This is a genomic window from Winogradskyella ouciana (assembly GCF_009709615.1).
GTDB lineage: Bacteria > Bacteroidota > Bacteroidia > Flavobacteriales > Flavobacteriaceae > Winogradskyella > Winogradskyella ouciana.
In genome coordinates this window covers 151,415-171,860 of record NZ_WJYA01000003.1, presented here as the reverse complement: position 1 = coordinate 171,860, position 20,446 = coordinate 151,415, and the positions used below count along the sequence as shown (strand labels likewise).

Sequence of the window (20,446 nt, the reverse complement as noted above, 5' to 3'; positions counted from 1 at the left end):
TGTTCTTTGGAACGGTTTTGGAAGTGATATTAAACATGAAACATATTACCTACATAATGTTGTTGTTCTCTGCTTTGGTTTTCGCTCAGGAAGATCCTGTGAAGCAAGATTCTACAATAGTCCATTACATGATTATTGAAGGAGATTCCATACCTGTAACTGAGGTAGAATTGGATGAGGTTTTAATGCTTCCAAACTTAAGTTTTAAAGATAGGGATGCACGTATACGATATATCATACTAAGACGAAAAACCCTAAAGGTATATCCTTATGCCAAATTGGCTGCAGACCGCTTGGAAACTTTACAAAAACGCCTCGATCAGTTAGAGCGCAAACGCGATAAAAAGAAGTATGCAAAGGTGATTCAGAAATATATTGAAGACGAATTCTCTGCAGAACTTAAGAAATTGACTAAAACAGAAGGGCAAATTTTGGTAAAGTTGATACATCGGCAAACCGGTAAAACTACCTTTGAACTTATTAAGGAATTACGAAGTGGTTGGCGTGCCTTTTGGTTTAACAACACAGCAAGCCTATTTAATATTTCGCTTAAAAAAGAATTTAGTCCTATTAACGAAGAAGAAGATTATTTAATAGAGGATATTTTACAGCGTGCATTTCAGAATATGCAGTTAGAACGTCAAAAACCAGCATTTGATATCGACTTTTATGCCTGCGTAAATAAGTGGTCTCAATCAGAAAAGAAACTCAATAAAGCTCAACAGTAAGTGCGTACCCAATCTAAACTCGAAGAACAATTAAATTCTTGGTCGCACGGTATAGGTGCAGTGTTAGGAATAGTAGCATTGATACTACTTATCGTTTACGCAGATGATACTACAAAGCCATGGAGTCTTTTTAGTGTTATCTTTTATGGTATTTCCATTATTGTTTTGTTTTTGGCATCTACTTTTTATCATGCTGTAGAAGGGGAGAGGCGCAAGCATTATTTTAGGATTGTTGACCATATTAGCATTTATTTATTAATCGCAGGAACATATACTCCTGTTTTGTTGATTTTGCTGAGGGATAGTTTGGGCTGGCCATTATTTTGGACCGTTTGGGGCATTGCGGCTTTTGGTATGGTCTTAAAGCTCTTTTTTACAGGTCGTTTTGAAATTTTCTCCACACTTTTATACTTGGTGATGGGCTGGCTCATCGTTTTTGATTATACAAACACAGCGGAAGCGCTCGGGCCTGATGGTGTATTTTGGTTAATGGCAGGCGGTCTATTTTATACCGTTGGTATTGTATTTTATGTTTTTGAAAAAATACCTTACAACCATGTCATTTGGCATTTATTTGTCTTGGCAGGAGCTATTTGCCACTTCTTTATGATTTTCTGGTATGTGATTTAAAATAAAATAATCAGTTGATTTTAGAAACCAATTTCTTAACAATAGCAATTTGTCCTAAGTGATAATGGGTATGTTCAATAATGCCTACTAAATTTTTAAAGTAAGTGCCATATTTTTCTTCAGCTAAAAAGGTTTCGAGTTTAGAATCATCTAGTTTTTCTATAAGTGAAATGAATTCCTTGGCCTCTTCCCACATCGTACTTTTAAAAGTTTGCCACTCATCTTCAGTTTTAATATTGGGATGGTCAAAGCTATATTTATCTCTAATCGTTAAATCTCCACCCTTTAAAACAGCCATTGTACCTTTTAGGTAATAGTGAATATGAAAACTTAAAGCAAGAATGGTGTTCAAACCTTTAACTGGTTTGGTTGCCATTTCTAATGTAATATCTTCTAATTGGTCTTTAAGGTTTGAAGCCGTCCAATTACCACCAAAATATACTTGGTGTAGGTGTGTGGCTAGTTGTTGTGTTGGTTTCATAATAAATTCATTAATAGCTGCTTATGCAAATCGTCGCAATTGGATTGTTGTTGAGACAGTTCAAATGTGCAATCCCTTAAACCATGTATGCACAGATAATATACTTTCTCATATATTAGTAAGTTTAATAATAACCAAGCTGAGTTTTAACATTTTCTCGATATTTTCTACCTACAGGTATTTTGAATTTTTTTATTTCTATCTCAACTGGTGAAAACGAGTCAATGTGGTCTATTGATATAATATAGGATCTATGTACTCTTATGAATTTATGTTTAGGTAGTGAATCATAAATTTCAGATATTTTTTTATGAGCAATAACTTCTCTATCAGTAATTTTTACCTTTATGTAATTATTTGAGCTTTCGATATATAGAATATCTTTTAAAAAGATTTTCTGTAATTTTTTTTCTGTTTTAAGGTAAATAAAGTCCTCTGATTGGTTAGAATGTTTATTATCTATAGTTACAGGGTAGTCAATATGCTTAAACACTCTACTGATCGCCTTTAAAAATCTCGTAAATTCAATAGGCTTTACTAAATAGTCTATGGCGCCTAAATCGTAGGATTTAGCCGCATAGTCTAAATGTGCCGTTGTAAATATGACTGCTGGTGACTGATTAAGCTCCCTTAAAAAATCAATTCCATTTATTTCTGGCATATGTACATCTAAAAAAATTAAATCTATTTTATGCTTCTGAAGACTATTAAAAGCTTCATAAACATTTTTACAAGATGCTATTAAGTTAACGCTTTCAACTCTCAAAATATAATTTTCAATTACATCTCTGGCTAAAGGTTCGTCATCTACGATAATGCAATTTATCTTTTTCATAAATTGTTTTAATTAAGATTTAATTTTAAAATTATTTCATATTGAGAGTCGGTTTCTCTTTTTTCTAAACTGTATTTGTCTTTATATAACAAACCTAATCGTTTTTTTACATTTTCTAGTCCAACACCGTTATCTTCATCATCTTTTATTCTTTTATCATTCACCGTATGCAGTGTAAGCATGTTGTTTTTTGCAATTATAGAAATATAAGGCTCATTGTTGCGATAGTCTGTAACACCATGTTTAAAAACGTTTTCAATAAAAGGGATTAAAATAAAAGGGGCTATTTTATATTCTCTATCAACGTTGCTTGTAAAGTTGATATTATTACTTTCTTCTAATCGAAGTTTTTCTAATGAGATATAATTTTCTAAATAGTTGATTTCTTTGTTTAATTCTACTTTAGTTAGGTTTGTTTCGTATAGCATATACCTCATTAAATCAGAAAGTTTTAAAATAGCACCTTCTGCCTTATCTGACTTTTTAAGAATTAGTGAATATAAATTGTTTAACGTGTTGAATAAAAAATGTGGATGTATTTGGTTTTTAAGCTGGGTTAACTCAGATTTTAACTTGTCCTTTTCTAATATCAAAAGTTTTTTCTGATTAGTGTAATATATTCTGTAAAACGCTACAATTAAAGGAATTATGGCAGCGCGATTTATATCAAAAAGTGTATTTGCTACACTGATAACGGACAAATAATCTTCTTCTTTCCAATCAATAAGATAGTAGGGCCTTACAACATACCAAAGAATAGGTTTTTGAATAAAAATCGTAATGAAAACTAAAAGGACGCAATAGGAAATTAAGAAAGAAACTATTTTTTTCTTCAAGACGAGTTTTGGAATGAGGTAATAAAGTGTCATATAAACAAGCAAAATTCTTGAAGGTAGTAATGACAACTCTATAATAATCGATTTAGAAAAATTACAATCATAAGTTCCCCAAATAAAACCAAAGAATAAATTAAACGCCACCCAATAAAGAACATGTCTAAATATTCTATTTTTCAATAGGCCATTATCAATTAAATAATTCATATGATGTATTTAATAGTAAAACTCTAAATTTAATCAATGAATGAAAACAATAAGGACAAACAACATTTTATATTATGAATAAAGCACTTTGTAGTGTGTAAAACGTCTAAAATGAAAGGTATGCCTTTTAATTGCGTATTAACTGTTGTCTGTCCTATTGTTAAGTTATTTGATTATTTGTTTTTTGAATAGCGCTTAATTTTTTATAGGATTGTATTAGAGTTACATCAATGTTCTAAATAAAAACTAGTTATCATGAAATATAAATTTCTCGTTGTTTCTATTCTATTTTGTTTAATTGCTCGTTCACAAGAAGTCAATTACCATAAAGAAATAAAATATCTTCAGGATAACGGTTTAGAACCATCAGAATACATTATCAATAAGTTTAGAGAAAAGAATTTAATTCTTTTAGGTGAAGACCATGTAGTTAAAAACAATTTGAATTTTGTTGCCCAGATAATTCCAAAATTATATAAAGCCGGAGTTTACAACATAGGTATGGAATTTGGAGCCTATGAGAAGCAAAAAGAATTAGACAACTTAATATTAGGAGAAAATTTTGACGCTCAGGTATCAAGAGATTTAATGTTTTTCTATAACGTAGGATGGCCTTACCAAGAGTATCAGGACATTTTAAAAACAGCATGGTCATTCAATAAATCGCTACCCGAAAAATCAAAGAAATTTAGAATAGTAAATTTAAGTTATCAATATGATTGGACGGCTTACAATGGTTCTAGAGATGAAATGTCAGGAGTATTTCATAAAGGAGAAGTTAATGAGTTTAGAAAAAATGTTGTTATAAAAGAAATTTTAGGTAAAGGCGAAAAAGGCCTGATATTATGTGGTCTTCCTCATGCCTTTACACGGTATTCACAAGGCGTAAAAGACACCAATGGTAATTGTACTTATAGAAAAGTTAGCTTGGGCAATTTACTTTATGAAGAGTATAAAGATCAAGTTTTTTCTGTTTTTTTACACGGACCAATATATAATTTCCCCAATAAAAGCCCATTCTTTTTATCTCCGGCAAATGGTGAGGTTGAAAATGTTTTTAAACTAATGTCTAACGAACCATTGGGTTTCGATTTAGGAAAAAGCCCAATAGGTAAGTTAAAAGAAGATAGTTGGTTTAGTAATTGCTATAATGATTTTACAATAGGAGATTTGTTTGATGGATATATTTTTTTAGTTCCGTTTCATAAAATGGAAGATTGCTCAATCGATGAAGATTTTTTTAAAAATAAATCGTGGAATGAAATAAAAAAGCAAATACCAGACCCATATTGGCATGAACCTTATGACACAAAAAAACAATATTGGGAAGCTACAATATCGAAAATAAAACTTAAAGAACGTTACAAGGACATAACTAGAATTCCCAACTTAACGGTAACCTATGGTAAAATAGATAGAGTAAAAAACTTTCAATCCAATTATGTTGACTCTAGAAATATAGATGTTTGGTTACCTCCAAATTATAATGATTCTGAAAGATATGCTGTTTTATATATGCACGATGGACAAATGCTTTTTGACTCTACCAGAACATGGAATAATCAAGAATGGAAAGTGGACGAAACTATAGCAAGATTAATCTTTGACGGAAAAATAAGAAATACAATAGTAGTAGGTGTTTGGAATAATGGAGCGTATAGGCATTCAGAATATTTTCCCCAAAAACCAATCAACTATCTTGATAGGGAATTAAAAGACAATCTTATTAAAACAGACTTGAAAGGAAAGCAACAAGCTGATAATTATTTAAAATTTTTAGTAGAAGAGCTAAAACCATACATAGACAAAAATTATTCAACCCATACAAATATGCAAAATACATTTATTGCAGGTTCTAGTATGGGAGGGTTAATATCCATGTACGCCATATCCGAATATCCAGATGTGTATGGTGGAGCAGCTTGTATATCTACACATTGGGTTGGAGATGTAAATGTAAAGGGAGATAAGGTTCCATTAGCGTTCAATCAATACTTAATTAACAATTTGCCAGAACCAAAGAATCATAAATTTTATTTTGATTATGGTACTGTAGGGCTTGATAGTTTGTATAAACCATATCAAACTAAAATAGACAAGACTATGAACAAGAAGGGTTACACAATTAAAAATTGGATTACAAAAGAATTTAAAGGAGATGACCATTCTGAAGCATCATGGAGTAGACGATTATATATTCCTTTAGAATTTTTACTAGCTAATAATAACAACTAAATATGAAAGCTAAAATAACCTGTTTGTTTTTATTAGTAGTAAGTTACACGTTTGGTCAAAAAAACAATCATAATAAATTAAAAATAGGCACAGAATACAGTATAAGCTCTAAGATTTTAAATGAAAAAAGAAGTTATATCGTAGCCTTACCTAAGACCTATAGTGAATCATCAACAAAATATCCTGTATTAGTATTAACTGATGGAGATTATAGGTTTTTATACACCTCTGGAATTATAGAATTTTTAAGCAAGCAGAATGAAATACCAGAAACCATTATTGTAGCTATACCCAATATAGATAGAACGAGAGATTTAACTCCAACTTCTATAACCTTTAATAATATGAATGGTGGCGGTGGAGCAAACTTTTTAAAGTTTATAGAAAACGAACTGTTACCAGAAGTAGAGAGTAAATTTAGAACAAACTCCTATAATGTACTAGCAGGACATTCATTGGGAGGGCTTTTTGTAGGATATAGTTATATAACTAATAGTTCATTTAGTGGATTTATAGCTTCAGACCCAAGTTTTTGGTGGGATAATCAATATGTCGTAAATGAAATTAATAGTGATGTGGTACAACAAATTAAAAACAAAAAAATATACATTTCAAGTGCAGATAATTATGAAAGAAATGAGGGCATGGTCACTTTTATGCGAAATGCACAAGAATTGTTCTATGCACGTTTAAAACAACTTGGTGTTGCATACTCAAATATTAAGTTAGACTATTTTGAAAATGAGAACCATGGCACATCTGCTTATATGAGCTGGTATAACGGTATCAAATTTGTTTTTAAAGATTTTATGCTCGATAACATCTACAACAAAACATCAGACGAAATTACAGATCATTACAGCCGGTTATCAATAAAAAAAGGAAAAGAGATTTTACCACCCGATCAATTAATACAGAAAATTGCAGAATACAAGTTAAATCTAGGTAATGATAATAATGGCGCTATCTCCCTTTTAGAAATGAATACCTTAAATTACCCTTCATCTATTAATTATGAAAAGTTAAGTGAGGCGTATAAAGCGTTGGGTAATGATAACTTTGCAGAAATAAATTATAAAAAGGCACTAGAGCTAAGGACTTCAGAATCAAATAGTATTAATGAAAACATAAGTAAGCAAAACGAAATAGATATATTTTTACCTACAATTAAACACACTATAAAATCTGAAAAATTAAAAGAAATAAGATCGTTTACAGTAGGCTTACCTCCATCTTATAATAGAGCAAAGAATGATTACCCAATAATGCTAATTCTTGATGGCAACTATCACTTACACCATGCAATGACTACAATAGAAGTAATGAGTAAAGAAGGGCAAATACCAGAAATGATTGTTGTTGCCGTAAATACAGAAAACAATAGAACAAGGGATTTATCACCAACAAAATCTCTTGTTGGCTATAATGGTAAGGATAACTCCCAATGGCAAGAAACGAGTGGTGGAGGAAAATTATTTTTAAAATTCCTAGAACAAGAAGTATTGCCTGAGGTTAAAATAAACTATAGGACAAAAGATTATGCTATGTTAGTTGGCCACTCATTAGGCGGATTGATGGCTGCAGAGGCTTATTTAAATAATAGCGTTTTTAAATCGTACATAGCAATGGATCCCAGTTTTTGGTGGGACGAGCATTACATAGTAAAAAAAATAGACACATTAATAACTAATAAAATAAAGCACAAAAAATTCTATTTTTCTGGTGCTGATAGCTATGAGAAAACTAATGGGAAGATAGCTAATATGAGAAATAATCACGAGCTATTTATAGCGACACTCAAAAACTCAAATGTTTCTTATAGAAATGTGGAATTTGATGTTTTTGAAGACGAAAACCATAATAGTGTTCCTCTAATAAGCCTTTATCATGGGCTCTTATTTATTTTTCAAGATTATGTATTAGATGATATAATCGACAAGTCTCTGCAAGAAATACAGCAACATTATGAAGCACTATCAACTAATTTAGGTGTAAGTTTTTTACCACCAGAAAATGTCATTAACAGAGTGGCATGGGCAAAATTCAATAATAACCAACGAGAAGAGGCTTATACTTTGTTTCAATTAAATATTAATAATTACCCAACATCAAATACAGTTTACGAAATGTTAGCTTATGCATATAGCAATGCTGGCAAGTCTCAAGAAGCAATAAAATACTTCAAAAAATCGTTGGAATTTAATTCAAATGAAAATGAAATTAGACGCATCAAACAATTGATATTAGATCTGGAGAAGTGATAATAACGTTTCCGTAGTTATTAATTCTTTATTAACTGCTTATGCGAACCGTCACAATTTGCTTTCGTTTACAAAGACTACAAGCTGACATTAACCTTATAAAGCCTCAACTTTATCTCTCGAAGCAACGGTATCGTAAATAATCTTCAATGTTTTGATTTTATTTTCAGAATCAAACTCAATGATATCAACAACGTCAAATTCTACTTTGGCATTATTTTTTAAAGTCCATTTGTAGCCGAAGTAAAGTGCTAGGTTATTGGAGTCTTGTTGTTCAAATATACCTTTAAGATTGAGTTCGGAACGCTTTGTGTCGTTATTTAACTGTAAGTAGAATTCATCTGCCCTTTTAATGCCGTAAATAGGAGAATCCACAATGCCATCTACACTAAATAATTCAACCACTTTGTGGATGTCACCTTGCTGTAAATAGTCTAAATATTTAAGTGCTATTTCTTTTTTGGTCATTACTATTTAATTAAAATTCAGTTGCCAAGACACACCAAATTGGTCTATGACCCAACCAAATTTCTGACTAAAACCATAATTGTTCAAAGGCATGGTCACTTCTCCGTTTTCGGACAGTTTTGAGAATAACCGTTTAAGTTCACTTTCATCCTTGCAATCAATGTAGTTGGAAACCGCAGGCGTAAAACCCCATTTATGTATTGGCGGACTGTCACTGCACATAAAAAGGCTTTCGTTTAGACTAAACGTGGCATGCATAATTTTCCCCTCCTCAACAGGGCCATTTTTTTCCCAACGTTGCACATTTATGATCTTGGAATTATCGAACAAGTCCACATAAAAATTCATAGCGTTTTCTGCATTGTTATCCTGAAAGGTTAAAAACGTCGCAATTTGCCCTTTGGTGACGTTTAACGATTCTGCTTTTAAGCTATCGAGTTCTGCTCTTAATGCGATTAATTCTTCATTAGCCTCATTGTTGTGCTTAACGTCAGAACAATTGCATATAAGTAGTGTAATGATTAGTAAGGATGTAATTCTTTTCATTTCTTGGGTTTTTGGTATACAGCGTTTCTTACAAGTTGAATTTTTCGAAATTATCTGAATTAAAAGTCTGAAAAAAATCGCGAAAACACACCAAGTTAAAAATTCCGCTATAATTTTTAGAAATAGGAGAGAACAGCACCAATACTAATAGCCATTATTAGCCTTAGTTATTTGTTCAATTCTTTTTCTATTTTAAAAATAGCATTATCCTGACTCTCCTTAATCATTCTTGAAACTGCTAAAATATCAGCAGTACAAATTCTTCTTAATTCCAAAGTGTTTTCAAATTCAATGTTTTCGAAAATAGAGCTGTAGTCGTGTTTGGGAGTTTGCTCACGATATTTTCCAAAACTGGTCAATCTACCGCCCAAGATATCTTTCATCAAATAGCCTTCATCATCAATTATTTTATGAAGTCTGTTAAAAGTAACATCTTCAACCCTTCTAGAAGTCATTTTATAAAGCGGTAGTAACCCAATGGTGTTTGAAATAGCAATTTTTAAGGAATCGTTTTTAATCAAATCGTATTTACCTGTACTGATCGCTAAATTATAAACACTCTCAGATGGATAGTATTCAGGCACATATAGAATGCCGCCCATCAATGAATCAAGTGTTCTTCGTGGTATTTCGTTAAGTTGTTCGCCATAATTTCCAATCAAGTAATCTGCAGAATCATAAACCCATATGTAATCTGATATTAAGCCATCAAGTTGGCTTTGGTTTAATTTGAATTCTGTTAATAGAGATCTTAATATCTTATCTCCCTCAGTATCTTGTTTTTTCTGTTCATAAATTTCGTTGACTTGAATCGCAATAAAAATCCCAATAACAACCAATAAAATTTCACCAATAGCATATCCGAGATAGTTTGATAATTTGGAATTTTTTAAGGACTTATATCTCAGTTTTCTTAAGAATTTCATAATTAAGGCTAGCGTGTTTGTGTATGGCTTGTTACGTGATTAAGCAACTAATTTAGTAAACAAAAACGAACGCGAGAAAATTCCGAAGGAATTTTCCAAGTAGGCAACGACCAAAGCAATTAATTATACACGGCTTAAGTTTACAATTGATTAAATTAGGTTAAAACTGCTTGTTTTTTTACCACAGTACTTTGTTGTAACCAGTTTTTTATTTATAGAAAACGTTTATGTTTAAATTTTTCAAATTCTCGGATAAGTCACTAAGATATTCTTTCGTAAAATCCTCATATTCAACCTTATCATTAATTACATCAATATCGTTTAATTTGATATAAAAAGTGTTTTGGTTTCCTTCAATTTCATAATTGATATTACACGTTAAATAAGATGAAATTCGATTGTTTTTTATTGAATATTTATAGGTGAATACAGGCATAGAATAATCAACTGAATTTTGATAAATTTCATCGTGATTAATTTTTCCGACAAACCATGTATCGTTTTCATGATAATTAATTTTATAAAGAGTAATTCTAATGTTCGAAGACATCAAAATTGATTTATCTTTTTCAAAAATTATTTCTTTATTATACGTAATACTATCTTTTATAGTAGTATTACTATTTTCTAGGTATGAATCCAATATCAAAGGCTTTATTCTATTTTCATTTCCATGGTAGTATGGAATTACAGAACTGTAGTAAAACGGATTTAATTCTTTTGTTGAACCACCACGGTTTTCTTGATAAAAAATGGACATGTCTTTGTTAAATTGACTTATTCTGCCAGATGTGAAACTATCTTTGGATTTGATTCCATCTTTCCAAAGTGATATGGTTTGAGAAATCAATTCTCCATTAAATACTAAAGTTGAATTATATGCTATGTTTTCTCTTGAACATTGCGTCAGTAATAGAATAAATGTAATTCCTGTGAGTATTTTTTTCATAAATTGGTTACAACGGGCAACTTGTAAGGCTTGTGGATGCGCAGCAGACACGTTAAAGCCGATTGAGCTGCGCATCTATAAGCTTTACAAAATGTTAGCTATCTGTTGCCTAGCGATAAGAATTGAATTAAATAAATATTAACATACGATTGCCGATGCGTAGCCATAAGTTGCCCGTTAGCCTACAATAAGCAATCTTTTAAACTATTAAAAATTAAACATTATGGTATATGAATTTAGATACTTGACATTAAGAGGCGTTATAACTACTGTTGGTGTAAATGCTGATAGTATTATTATGGCTAAAATTTATTTTGATAAGAAATATGATAATTGCGCCTCGATAATTGACATTAGGAAAGCACCTAATTTTGAAAAAGGTAGTGTTTAATTTTTACTGGTTTGATTGCGTGCCCTCGATGGGCTATTGTAGGCTAACGAATGGCGTGTATGATTTGTTGCGTTTGTGAAGGGATTCAAAGCTCGCTTTAGAATACCGAGAACAAGTAAGCAACAAACTAAAAAATAGCCCTTGCGTAGCAATAAATTATACGCTTTGTTAAACGCAGTAATTAGCACGCACTGCACTATGATTGTAAAGTTAATGATTATGAAAGTAAAAATAAAATCAAAAACAATAAAGAAACTTGATAAGTTGAACGACTACTGCAAAACGATATTTTCGTGGATTGGTATATCGTCTTGTTATATTATAATCTTTAAAATAGATATGCTCCTATGGCTGTACCAAGTGCTATCGAAGCTGCGATGAGATACCACCAATTTTTTAGCAAACTTGAAATTTTGAGGTTCTCTTCAAGATTTCTAATTGTCTGTTGGTATTCAAGACTGTCACGTTGTAGCACTTTTATCTTTAATTCTAAATCACCTTTGTATTTAGTTCTTTCGATTTCTGATTTTTCAATTTCAGATTGTAAATTATTGAACTTAATCCAACCACCACTTTTATATACCTCATATCCATGTTCTTTTAAATCAAGACGCTCATTTATAAAATCAACTAAACCTCTGTCTTGCATTGCTTTTGCAAGTTTATTCATTTTGTTAAAATCATTAAGGTCATTGTTTTTTAAGTCCACTAATTCATACATAAAAATCAAGCGGTTTGGTGATTCAGATATTTTGGTAAGGTTTAACTCAATAAGTTCATTTATGTTTTCAAACATATTAAAGATATTTAGTCACCAACAGAGTTGGTGCTCGGGCTATTTTTTAGTTACACGCCATTCGTTAACCGCAATTAGTGTTATGGTGAAACGGAATGCAATGAGTTTCGTAACACGTATCCGACGCCTCAGCATTTTGAAAATCCCAACGAAAACATTCGGTGATTTTTCAAAATGCTGAGGTTGAGGTTATTGCGGTTAACGGTTTTGGCTATGGTTTCGTTACGGAATGGTACGCGAGTATCATTCCGCCGTAACCATAAAACTAGCAAAAAGGCTTGAAATTCCGATTAGGAATTTCAGCCGTAATGAACTATAGCCGTTGTTACAAACAGTTTTTATTTTATTATATATCCAACACTGAAATTCACATAGGTATTTCGAGTGCCAATGTCGTCATTAAATTCACGTTCAATTTCGAGTAATGTGCTAAATCCTTGATAAAATGTTAGCTCAATTCTAAAATCTTGAATTGGATAGCCAATTCCAAAATTACCACCAAAATCAACGCTTGTTTTTACATCGCCTAAATCCAAACTCTCTGCTTTTTCTGATAGTAAGATTCCAATTTGTGGTCCAACGGTTAAATATGGTTTACTAAAAAATCTAAAGTTTAAAGGAATTGACAGATAATCCAATTTGTAATCAATTGTACTGATGTCAAGTCCACGTTCTTCTACGTTTCCAAAATCTTTTTCTCGGTCGCCAATTTGATTATAGATTATTTTTGGGTAAAACTTAATCTTTTCGCTAATTTCAAATTCGGCAAATGCACCTATACTTAAACCTGTCGATGAGAAATTAAAGTAAGAACCATTTACAGTTTTAAATCCGTCTGTAAACCGTGAGGTATTCAACCCAAGTGTAGCACCAAATTTAGTTTGCGAATAACTTGAAGTAAAACAGATGATGAACACAATAAATAATGCAATTCTATTTCTCATATTTAAATATTTCTTGTTCGTTTTGTGGAACTGGTGTTCCGTTCATTTCTGTAACTACTATTTCCAAATTATTTTCAGTTATCAATAATATCTCATTTACGAAAGTTCCCTCTTGGTCGACTGTTATAGTTACTTGGTTTCCGTTTCTTGTCCAACTGAAAGGAACAGTATTGAATTCGCAAGGTGTTTGTGAGATTTCTTCTGGTGCTTTTTCCGTACCTGAATTATTTGAATTGTAAATAATATTCTGTTCGGTTTGGCAGTCGATAACTATATTATCGATTCCTTGATTTTCGATTGATATAAGATTCCAAGTTCCAACCAAATCGTCCTGATTGGTATTGTTAGAATCATCATCGGATGAACAAGATAAAATTAGAAATCCAATTAAGATTCCAAATAGTAATTTAGGTTTTTTCATTTCGTAAAGTTTGGTTTAAATTGTTTGTAACGTGTTTGTGTATGATTAGTTGCGTGTTTCAGCAACTAAATTAGTAAACTAAAACGAACCAGAGGAAATTCCGAAGGAATTTCCAAGTAGGCTAGTACTAGCAATGAATTATACACGTTGTTGGCAAATCGTTTTTTATTCAAATTTTCGGTATTCGCTTTTTATTTTTTCATTCAGTTTAATCCATTCAGGATTATTCTTAATTTCTATTATTTCCACTTTAATTTCTGATTCAAATTTCGGTGGGATTTTCGGTTTTTGAGTTGAGTAGATTTTCAGAGTATCATTTTCTGTTTTGTATATAATTCCGCCAAATCCGTGAAAAATATATTCAGATATTGAGTCAGGTTGAAATTCCATTTCTCTTTTTGTAGAAATCACAGAAATTTTATGGTCAGCCGTTAATCCCCAATTTTTACTTTTCAGGTACAGAGAGCTTTTTTTATTCGGAAAGTAAATCTGTTCCCTTTCAAATACTGGTTTTCCTATTTCGTCCCAACTTGCAAATTCACGTTCTACTTTCATTCCGAACCAAAAGGAAAGTATAATTAGTAAAATCGAAATTATTATTAAATGTCTTTTTTTCAATTCGGGTTTCGGGTTTTCTTAAATGTTTGCCAACGGTTTTGTGTATGATTTCGTTGCGTGTTTCAGCACTAAAGTTAGCAAATAAATCACAGATAGAAAGTCCGCGAGGACTTTCGTAAGTAGGCTATAACTAGCAATGAATTATACACGTTGTTGTGCGTTCGTTTTTATTCCACTATGTTTATTTTCATTCCATTAATTATTGTTCCGTTTTTCAATTCAGATGCATTTTTTAATTCCGATGTAGGATTCCATTCGCTTAAAATCAGTTCGTTACTTTCGTTCCAGCCAATTATTTTATATCCTTGTGGAATTAGTCCTTTTCCAAGGTCATTTTCCTTTTTTTCTATTACTGACCAAAAAATTCTTGAATATCCTAATCCGCCTTTGTCAAATTGATATTCGTAATATTTATATTTTTTGTTTGGTGAAATTGAGTCCGCAAGAATTATCAAATTCGGTTCGTCCAAAGAATGTTCAGAGTTAAAAACTTCCACAAGTTCATTCAAATCCGAGTTGATTTTAATTCCAATTCCGATTATTCCAAGTAAGACAATACCAACAATTATTAAAATCCATTTTTTCATTAAAATCAAGATTTTTTATTTTTTAGATTACTTAATAATTTCCAAATTCCAATTGAAATTAAAAAAGCAATTACGAAATCAATAAATAAATACCCATAATAAGTTTCAGTTGGATTTTCTGGGCATTCAAAACACATTCCGCTCCATTTAATATGGAATGTGAAAGGAAAACCATAAGTGTCATTTCCGTCAAATGGTGTTTCAATTTTCATAGTCACTAATGTTATGACTACGAATATGATAATTGTTAGAATTAATATTTGAATGATGGTTTTCATAAATGACGCACAACGGTTTTGTATATGGCTCGTAGCGTGTGAATTAGCGATAACTATTCGGTTAAGCTCAAGCCAGATTTTTAAATTTTACTATTTATTTTTTTTACTTGGAAATCGTCAAATTTAAAAATTTGGCGACTTTCCAAATATACATTAACTTCGTTTAAGCAACTACCAAGCTATGAGCTATATACGTTGTTACCTGCTGGCAATTTCTATCCCATTCTTTATTATTTTACTCCGATATATTTACGATTCTAATTTCATTCGGATTATAATAGTTGCAATTGGTTAATTGGTACAGTCTCTATAGTTTTTAATTTTACTATTTATCTGAATTATCAATTCTTATAAAATTATATACCCCTTTTCCTTCTGCTATTAATTCATCTTTTTGGAAGGCTTTCATTTTAGTTACAAGTATTCTATTGCCTAATCTAACGATTTTTCCTTCTACAATTATTGGTAATGCTTCTGCTCCTTTTAGATAATCTATTCTTAAATCAATTGTAGCTAACTTATCTTCAAAGGATGTAAAGTGAGTTCCACCTGCTATGCCTCCTACAGAATCCATTATTGTTGCAATAATTCCACCGTGCCATCTATTTCTTCTAATATCTCCAACAACTTCGTCTCTAAAAGGAACGTTTACTTTTACAAATCCTTTTTCGAGAATCAATAATTTCAAGCCTAAAAATCTATGAATTGGTATCTTTTCTTCAATTGTTTCTTTTAGAAATTCTATATTTTTCTGAATCATTTTTCCGATTTTTTATAATTGTTTAATAGGTCTAATCCTTTTTGAGTACAGATACCTTTTAAATAAAAGTATAAATAAGCATTATTAATTTCGGTAGCAGTAAAATCTTTTGGGTTAAATATTGATTTGTCTTTAATGTTATTTATTCCAATATAATAAAAACGGCTTATTAGTTTAATGTTAATTTCTTTGCTATACAATCCTTGCTTGATTCCTTTTTTTAAGTTTTTGGTAATGCACTTATCCATTTCAGCAAATTGACGAGTTATTAAAGATTGATATATTTTTGGAAAATATTTTTGAAATTGAAGGTATGGTGAAGTGTTTTCACTTTTTAAAACTTTAAAAACAAAATCTTTAATTAGATACATTTCTCTAATGGGATTTTCATTCAATTCCATAATTTCATTAATACCATTTGTGATTCTATGAAATAAATATTCTGAACCAGCCTTTACAAGTTCTCTTTTTGTATTAAAATATTTATAGATGGTTTTTTTAGAAATTCCCATTTCATAAGCAATCGTATCCATTGTCAATCCTTTTGAACCTCGTACAAGGAACATTTCAGTTGATTTTTCGATGATTTTATCTTTCATCTCTTTTAGGATTAATATTTATTTTCGGTGCTTGCAGGTAACGGTCTCGTATAACCGTCAGTTACGGGTTTATATGCGTTAATTTTCGGTTTAGCACTGACGTTAGCAATTCCGAGTGGATTCGGACGTAGTCGAATCCGCCGTAATTGCGGTTATACATTGTTGTAAAACGTATTTTTTTCATCCGATGTTATGAATTCGACCTTTCAGTTTACTTCGATTAAATGAACTCACTCTTGTTTGGTCTTGCTTTTTTATAATTCCGTACGCAATAACAGGTACGAGTAAAAATCCGCCAACAACATAAATCACATAATGATTTCGACTTCCAGAAAATATTGGATTCACAAAAAAGAACATTAATGGTGTTCCGATTAAAAAAATCAGTCCCGCTCCAATTTGAGCAATTTTTGATTCTTTCGTGTATAATTCGTCAACGTGTAATTCCGTTTTTATTCCGCAATTTTTACAATTCAGAGTTTTGGTTTCTCCATCTTGCATTGCAAATTCAACTCTCGTGTTCGCACTTGTCGAATATCCAATTTCAGTTTTACATTTTTTACATTTTCCGTAAACTTTCATTTGTTTTCGCGGTCGGTTTTATATGTTTTACAACTCGTATATAACTCTGTATATACGTTTCTGTTACCGAATATAAGAATTATTTCAAAACCCTCATTAACAAAGACCTGAAATAAATTGTATTATCATGTGTTTTGTATAACGTTCAGATTGTTTTAATATCACTATTTATACAAAATACCTGTATATTAAAATAAGGTGCTTATGGCTTTATAATATCCTTATACTCCTCAAAAAAAGCTTCAAACAAGGTCATGTTTACATTAAAGAATTCCATAACTACTTGCCAGGTATTTTTGTTGTGAATGGATACGTTTTGGTCTAACGGGACATAGATGCGTGAGATTTCCTTGCCATTGTCTAAATAGTAGTCTTCCTCATAAATGGCGTTGGGTAGGTATTCAGACTGTAAGATGCCTTTTAAGGCTCTCAATTTTTCCCAGCAGTTAATACGGTTTTCTAAATCATCTTCTAGGTCCAATGCAATTAATGCAGACTTCGTATCAAAATGAAATTTAAAGGATAGGCCTTTTGTTTTGGTATTGTACAACAGCCATTTTCTTGGAAATGATTTTCCAAAACTGGTCCAGAATTCCTGGCGGAGTTGTCGGCTTTCTTCTTTACTGAACATTTTAAATAAAATAGGCAATCAATACTCCCAAGCAAATCGCAACCAGTTTAGAGAGGTTAAACTTGTGGCCTTCACCGGTTTCAAACAAAATGGTTGTAGAAATATGCAAAAAGATACCGATTACTATGGCATTAACAATATCTAAATAGCCTGTGGCTAAATCGGTATTGTTAGAAACATAGGTGCCTAAAGGAGTCATTATTGCAAAAACCACTAAGAAGCCTATAATCTGTAACTTACTATAATTAGACTGCAATAAAAAGGCACTAATCAGCGCAGCAATCGGAATTTTATGAATTAAAATTCCATAGACCATATCATTATGCTGATGGATTGGGAAACCTTCCAACAAACTATGAAGACAAAGACTTAAAAACAATAACCACGGAAACTGCGTGTTATCCTTATGAATATGTACATGGCCATGCTCAGCACCTTTTGAGAAGAACTCCAAAATAATCTGAAGCAAAATACCGCACATTATAAATAGACCTGTTTGTTTAGCGTTGAGATGATGGTACACCTCTGGCAATAAATCAAAAAGGGTTAATGCCAATAAAAATGCTCCACTAAAAGATAATAATAGTTTGGTGCCAATGGACTTTTGCTTTTTAGTTATAAAAGCAATGACCACACCAATAATTATAGCATAAATAGGGAAGAGGTACTTATTCATTGAATTCAATTTACTTAAAAATCATAATCAACCGTTCAGAGGTTTGAGCATGGTAGGTTTTTAGTTTGTAATCACCAAAAACATCCAACAAATATACTCCGGCTTCTTCAAATAAAGCTTCAAAGTCCTCTAAGGTGAAGGCTTTTACACGCTCTTGAAACTCATAGTGTTCACCATCAGCATCAAAACTAATGTCTTTTACAATGTAGCCATCCTTAACACTGCGATTTTGATGGAAGTCAATACCCTCAACGGTTTTTATATCTTCTGAAACCAATTGATCCATCACGTAGTTGACGTTCATAAAGTCAATGACTCCAAATCCAAAATCGTTGAGTTCTGCCTTTATGGATTTTATCGTTTTGAGGTTACAGGTTTCATCTTCAAAATACCCAAAGCTTGTAAAGAGATTAAAAACGGCATCAAAAGTATCAGGATACGGTTTGCTCATATCATGTACATCAAACCTTAAGGTGTCATTTTCAAACTGCTGGGCGTGTTTTATGCTTTGCTCAGAGAGATCAACTCCTGTAACATCAAAACCTAATTCGTTGAGGTATATGGAGTGTCTGCCTTTGCCACATGCCAAGTCCAATATCTTACCACCTTCTGGTATGTTAAGATAGTTGGTGAGGTTATCCATAAAAAGCTGTGCTTCAGAATAATCCCTGTCCTTGTATAAAATATGGTAGTAAGGCGTGTTAAACCACGAGGCGTACCATTGTTTTGTTGGTTTTGTCATATATATGATATGTCCTGCAAAAATAGCTTAAATTTGCAATCTATTTGCTCGCTATTCGAGTTTTGAATTGAATACCTTATCAAAAAAGCACCAAGACATTTGAAATAAATAGGTTGTGGACTTTGAAAGGATTACATTTTAGTACATGGACAATAATTTTAAAATGGTGGCCAAGACCTTATTTGGCTTTGAAGATATATTAGCAAAGGAATTAACTCAGCTCGGTGCTATGGAAGTAGAAAAGGGCGTGCGAAACGTAAGCTTTGTTGGTGACAAAGGGTTTATGTACAAGACCAATTTGGGCATTAGAACGGCTATTAAAATCTTAAAACCCATTAAGTCGTTTAGAGTAGCAAGGGAAGAAGACCTTTACAAAAATGTAAAGAACATTAAATGGGAAAACTACCTTAAACCTTCAGGCTCTCTGGCTGTTGATGCCACGGTTAACCATAGTGTGTTTACCCATTCGCAGTACACGGCTTTAAAGACCAAAGATGCCATTGTGGATCGTTTTAGGGAGATGGATGGTACACGACCTAATGTGGATTTGCGCTTTCCAGACTTAAAAATCAATGTGCATATAGACCGTCAGCGTTGTACCATTTCTTTGGATACCTCTGGCGAATCCTTACATAGAAGAGGGTATAAAACGGCAACCAATATTGCTCCTATAAATGAAGTGCTTGCTGCAGGATTAATAATGATGAGCGGTTGGGACGGCCAAACGGATTTTATGGATCCAATGTGTGGTAGTGGTACCATATTGGCAGAAGCGGCTATGATTGCTTGTAATATTCCACCGAATTTAATGCGAAAGGAGTTTGCTTTTGAACGTTGGCAAGATTGGGATGTGGAATTGTTTGAAACCATTGAAGAATCCTTATTGAAGAAAACCCGAGATTTTCACCATAAAATTTTAGGATACGATAAGTCACCTTCGGCTATAAGAAAAGCGAAGGAGAACATTAAAAATGCGCACTTGGATGAATTTATACATATTCAACATGAAGATTTCTTTAAGACCCAAAAGGCAGGTGATGAGAAATTGCACATGGTGTTTAATCCTCCGTATGGTGAACGTTTAGAAAACCTGAATGTTGAAGAGTTTTATGGTAATATTGGTACCACCTTAAAGCATGGTTACCCTAATACCAACGCTTGGCTTATCACATCTAATCTTGAAGCCTTAAAACATATCGGTTTACGACCTTCTCGAAAAATAAAAGTGTTTAATGCCAAGTTAGAATCACGTTTGGTGAAATATGAAATGTACGAAGGCAGTAAAAAGGCCAAGAAACAAAACCAAGATTAGGTTTTGG

Annotated in this window: 24 protein-coding genes; 5 read left to right on the top strand and 19 right to left on the bottom strand. The window is 32.0% G+C overall.

Annotated features, from left to right (window positions below; all coding sequences use genetic code 11):
* Positions 1-35 precede the first annotated feature (35 nt).
* Together F1003_RS03640 and trhA are read left to right on the top strand one after the other, a co-directional pair.
* Complete coding sequence (locus F1003_RS03640; protein WP_155087854.1) at positions 36-728, top strand: DUF4294 domain-containing protein; 693 nt, start codon at positions 36-38, stop codon at positions 726-728.
* Positions 729-1,358: a PAQR family membrane homeostasis protein TrhA gene (trhA, locus tag F1003_RS03635; RefSeq protein WP_162306889.1), complete on the top strand. Its 630-nt coding sequence runs from the start codon at positions 729-731 to the stop codon at positions 1,356-1,358.
* A 10-nt stretch (positions 1,359-1,368) separates the two neighbouring features.
* Here trhA and F1003_RS03630 read toward each other — a convergent pair whose 3' ends face one another.
* From F1003_RS03630 to F1003_RS03620, 3 genes are all read right to left on the bottom strand, one after another.
* Entirely contained in the window at positions 1,369-1,839 is a 471-nt protein-coding gene (locus F1003_RS03630) for a DinB family protein (RefSeq protein ID WP_155087853.1), read from the bottom strand.
* A gap of 124 nt (positions 1,840-1,963) precedes the next feature.
* A complete protein-coding gene (locus tag F1003_RS03625; protein ID WP_155087852.1) occupies positions 1,964-2,674 on the bottom strand; it encodes a LytR/AlgR family response regulator transcription factor in 711 nt (236 codons plus the stop codon).
* Positions 2,675-2,682: 8 nt separating this feature from the next.
* Positions 2,683-3,717, bottom strand: a complete 1,035-nt coding sequence (locus F1003_RS03620; protein WP_155087851.1) for a sensor histidine kinase — start codon at positions 3,715-3,717, stop codon at positions 2,683-2,685.
* 255 nt (positions 3,718-3,972) lie between these two features.
* On the opposite strand from F1003_RS03620, the gene F1003_RS16900 reads away from it, so the two are divergent.
* Together F1003_RS16900 and F1003_RS03610 are read left to right on the top strand one after the other, a co-directional pair.
* Positions 3,973-5,952, top strand: a complete 1,980-nt coding sequence (locus F1003_RS16900; protein WP_235898268.1) for an alpha/beta hydrolase — start codon at positions 3,973-3,975, stop codon at positions 5,950-5,952.
* Positions 5,953-5,954: 2 nt separating this feature from the next.
* Complete coding sequence (locus tag F1003_RS03610) at positions 5,955-8,213, top strand: alpha/beta hydrolase-fold protein (RefSeq protein WP_155087850.1); 2,259 nt, start codon at positions 5,955-5,957, stop codon at positions 8,211-8,213.
* Positions 8,214-8,309: 96 nt separating this feature from the next.
* On the opposite strand, the gene F1003_RS03605 is transcribed toward F1003_RS03610, so the two are convergent.
* The 16 genes from F1003_RS03605 to F1003_RS03530 all read right to left on the bottom strand — a co-directional run bounded on the left by F1003_RS03605 (position 8,310) and on the right by F1003_RS03530 (position 19,127).
* Positions 8,310-8,681 carry a nuclear transport factor 2 family protein gene (locus tag F1003_RS03605; protein WP_155087849.1) on the bottom strand — a complete coding sequence of 124 codons (372 nt, stop codon included), beginning with the start codon at positions 8,679-8,681 and terminating at the stop codon, positions 8,310-8,312.
* 6 nt (positions 8,682-8,687) lie between these two features.
* Positions 8,688-9,227: a VOC family protein gene (locus F1003_RS03600; RefSeq protein WP_155087848.1), complete on the bottom strand. Its 540-nt coding sequence runs from the start codon at positions 9,225-9,227 to the stop codon at positions 8,688-8,690.
* Positions 9,228-9,394: 167 nt separating this feature from the next.
* Positions 9,395-10,153: a DUF6090 family protein gene (locus F1003_RS03595; protein ID WP_155087847.1), complete on the bottom strand. Its 759-nt coding sequence runs from the start codon at positions 10,151-10,153 to the stop codon at positions 9,395-9,397.
* Between the two features lie 208 nt (positions 10,154-10,361).
* The gene (locus F1003_RS03590; RefSeq protein ID WP_155087846.1) at positions 10,362-11,177 is read right to left on the bottom strand and encodes a hypothetical protein; all 816 of its coding nucleotides are present in this window, start codon (positions 11,175-11,177) and stop codon (positions 10,362-10,364) included.
* A 644-nt stretch (positions 11,178-11,821) separates the two neighbouring features.
* Positions 11,822-12,289: a hypothetical protein gene (locus tag F1003_RS03585; protein WP_155087845.1), complete on the bottom strand. Its 468-nt coding sequence runs from the start codon at positions 12,287-12,289 to the stop codon at positions 11,822-11,824.
* Positions 12,290-12,627: 338 nt separating this feature from the next.
* On the bottom strand, positions 12,628-13,233 hold the full coding sequence (locus tag F1003_RS03580; RefSeq protein WP_155087844.1) for an outer membrane beta-barrel protein: 606 nt from the start codon (positions 13,231-13,233) through the stop codon (positions 12,628-12,630).
* Positions 13,223-13,654, bottom strand: a complete 432-nt coding sequence (locus F1003_RS03575) for a lipocalin-like domain-containing protein (RefSeq protein ID WP_155087843.1) — start codon at positions 13,652-13,654, stop codon at positions 13,223-13,225. Before F1003_RS03575 ends, F1003_RS03580 begins: the two co-directional genes overlap by 11 nt.
* Before the next feature lie 165 nt (positions 13,655-13,819).
* The gene (locus F1003_RS03570; RefSeq protein WP_155087842.1) at positions 13,820-14,209 is read right to left on the bottom strand and encodes a hypothetical protein; all 390 of its coding nucleotides are present in this window, start codon (positions 14,207-14,209) and stop codon (positions 13,820-13,822) included.
* A 230-nt stretch (positions 14,210-14,439) separates the two neighbouring features.
* The gene (locus tag F1003_RS03565) at positions 14,440-14,859 is read right to left on the bottom strand and encodes a hypothetical protein (RefSeq protein WP_155087841.1); all 420 of its coding nucleotides are present in this window, start codon (positions 14,857-14,859) and stop codon (positions 14,440-14,442) included.
* Between the two features lie 5 nt (positions 14,860-14,864).
* On the bottom strand, positions 14,865-15,137 hold the full coding sequence (locus tag F1003_RS03560; protein WP_162306888.1) for a hypothetical protein: 273 nt from the start codon (positions 15,135-15,137) through the stop codon (positions 14,865-14,867).
* A 325-nt stretch (positions 15,138-15,462) separates the two neighbouring features.
* Positions 15,463-15,897: a hotdog fold thioesterase gene (locus F1003_RS03555; RefSeq protein WP_155087839.1), complete on the bottom strand. Its 435-nt coding sequence runs from the start codon at positions 15,895-15,897 to the stop codon at positions 15,463-15,465.
* Positions 15,894-16,496, bottom strand: a complete 603-nt coding sequence (locus F1003_RS03550; protein ID WP_155087838.1) for a TetR/AcrR family transcriptional regulator — start codon at positions 16,494-16,496, stop codon at positions 15,894-15,896. Before F1003_RS03550 ends, F1003_RS03555 begins: the two co-directional genes overlap by 4 nt.
* Before the next feature lie 180 nt (positions 16,497-16,676).
* The gene (locus tag F1003_RS03545) at positions 16,677-17,078 is read right to left on the bottom strand and encodes a hypothetical protein (protein ID WP_155087837.1); all 402 of its coding nucleotides are present in this window, start codon (positions 17,076-17,078) and stop codon (positions 16,677-16,679) included.
* A gap of 202 nt (positions 17,079-17,280) precedes the next feature.
* Positions 17,281-17,709 carry a DUF4268 domain-containing protein gene (locus F1003_RS03540; RefSeq protein WP_155087836.1) on the bottom strand — a complete coding sequence of 143 codons (429 nt, stop codon included), beginning with the start codon at positions 17,707-17,709 and terminating at the stop codon, positions 17,281-17,283.
* Position 17,710: 1 nt separating this feature from the next.
* On the bottom strand, positions 17,711-18,385 hold the full coding sequence (locus F1003_RS03535) for a ZIP family metal transporter (protein WP_155087835.1): 675 nt from the start codon (positions 18,383-18,385) through the stop codon (positions 17,711-17,713).
* 10 nt (positions 18,386-18,395) lie between these two features.
* Positions 18,396-19,127 carry a class I SAM-dependent methyltransferase gene (locus tag F1003_RS03530; protein WP_155087834.1) on the bottom strand — a complete coding sequence of 244 codons (732 nt, stop codon included), beginning with the start codon at positions 19,125-19,127 and terminating at the stop codon, positions 18,396-18,398.
* A gap of 145 nt (positions 19,128-19,272) precedes the next feature.
* Here F1003_RS03530 and F1003_RS03525 point away from each other — a divergent pair, with 145 nt between their 5' ends.
* On the top strand, positions 19,273-20,439 hold the full coding sequence (locus tag F1003_RS03525) for a THUMP domain-containing class I SAM-dependent RNA methyltransferase (RefSeq protein WP_155087833.1): 1,167 nt from the start codon (positions 19,273-19,275) through the stop codon (positions 20,437-20,439).
* The last annotated feature ends 7 nt before the right edge of the window (positions 20,440-20,446 follow it).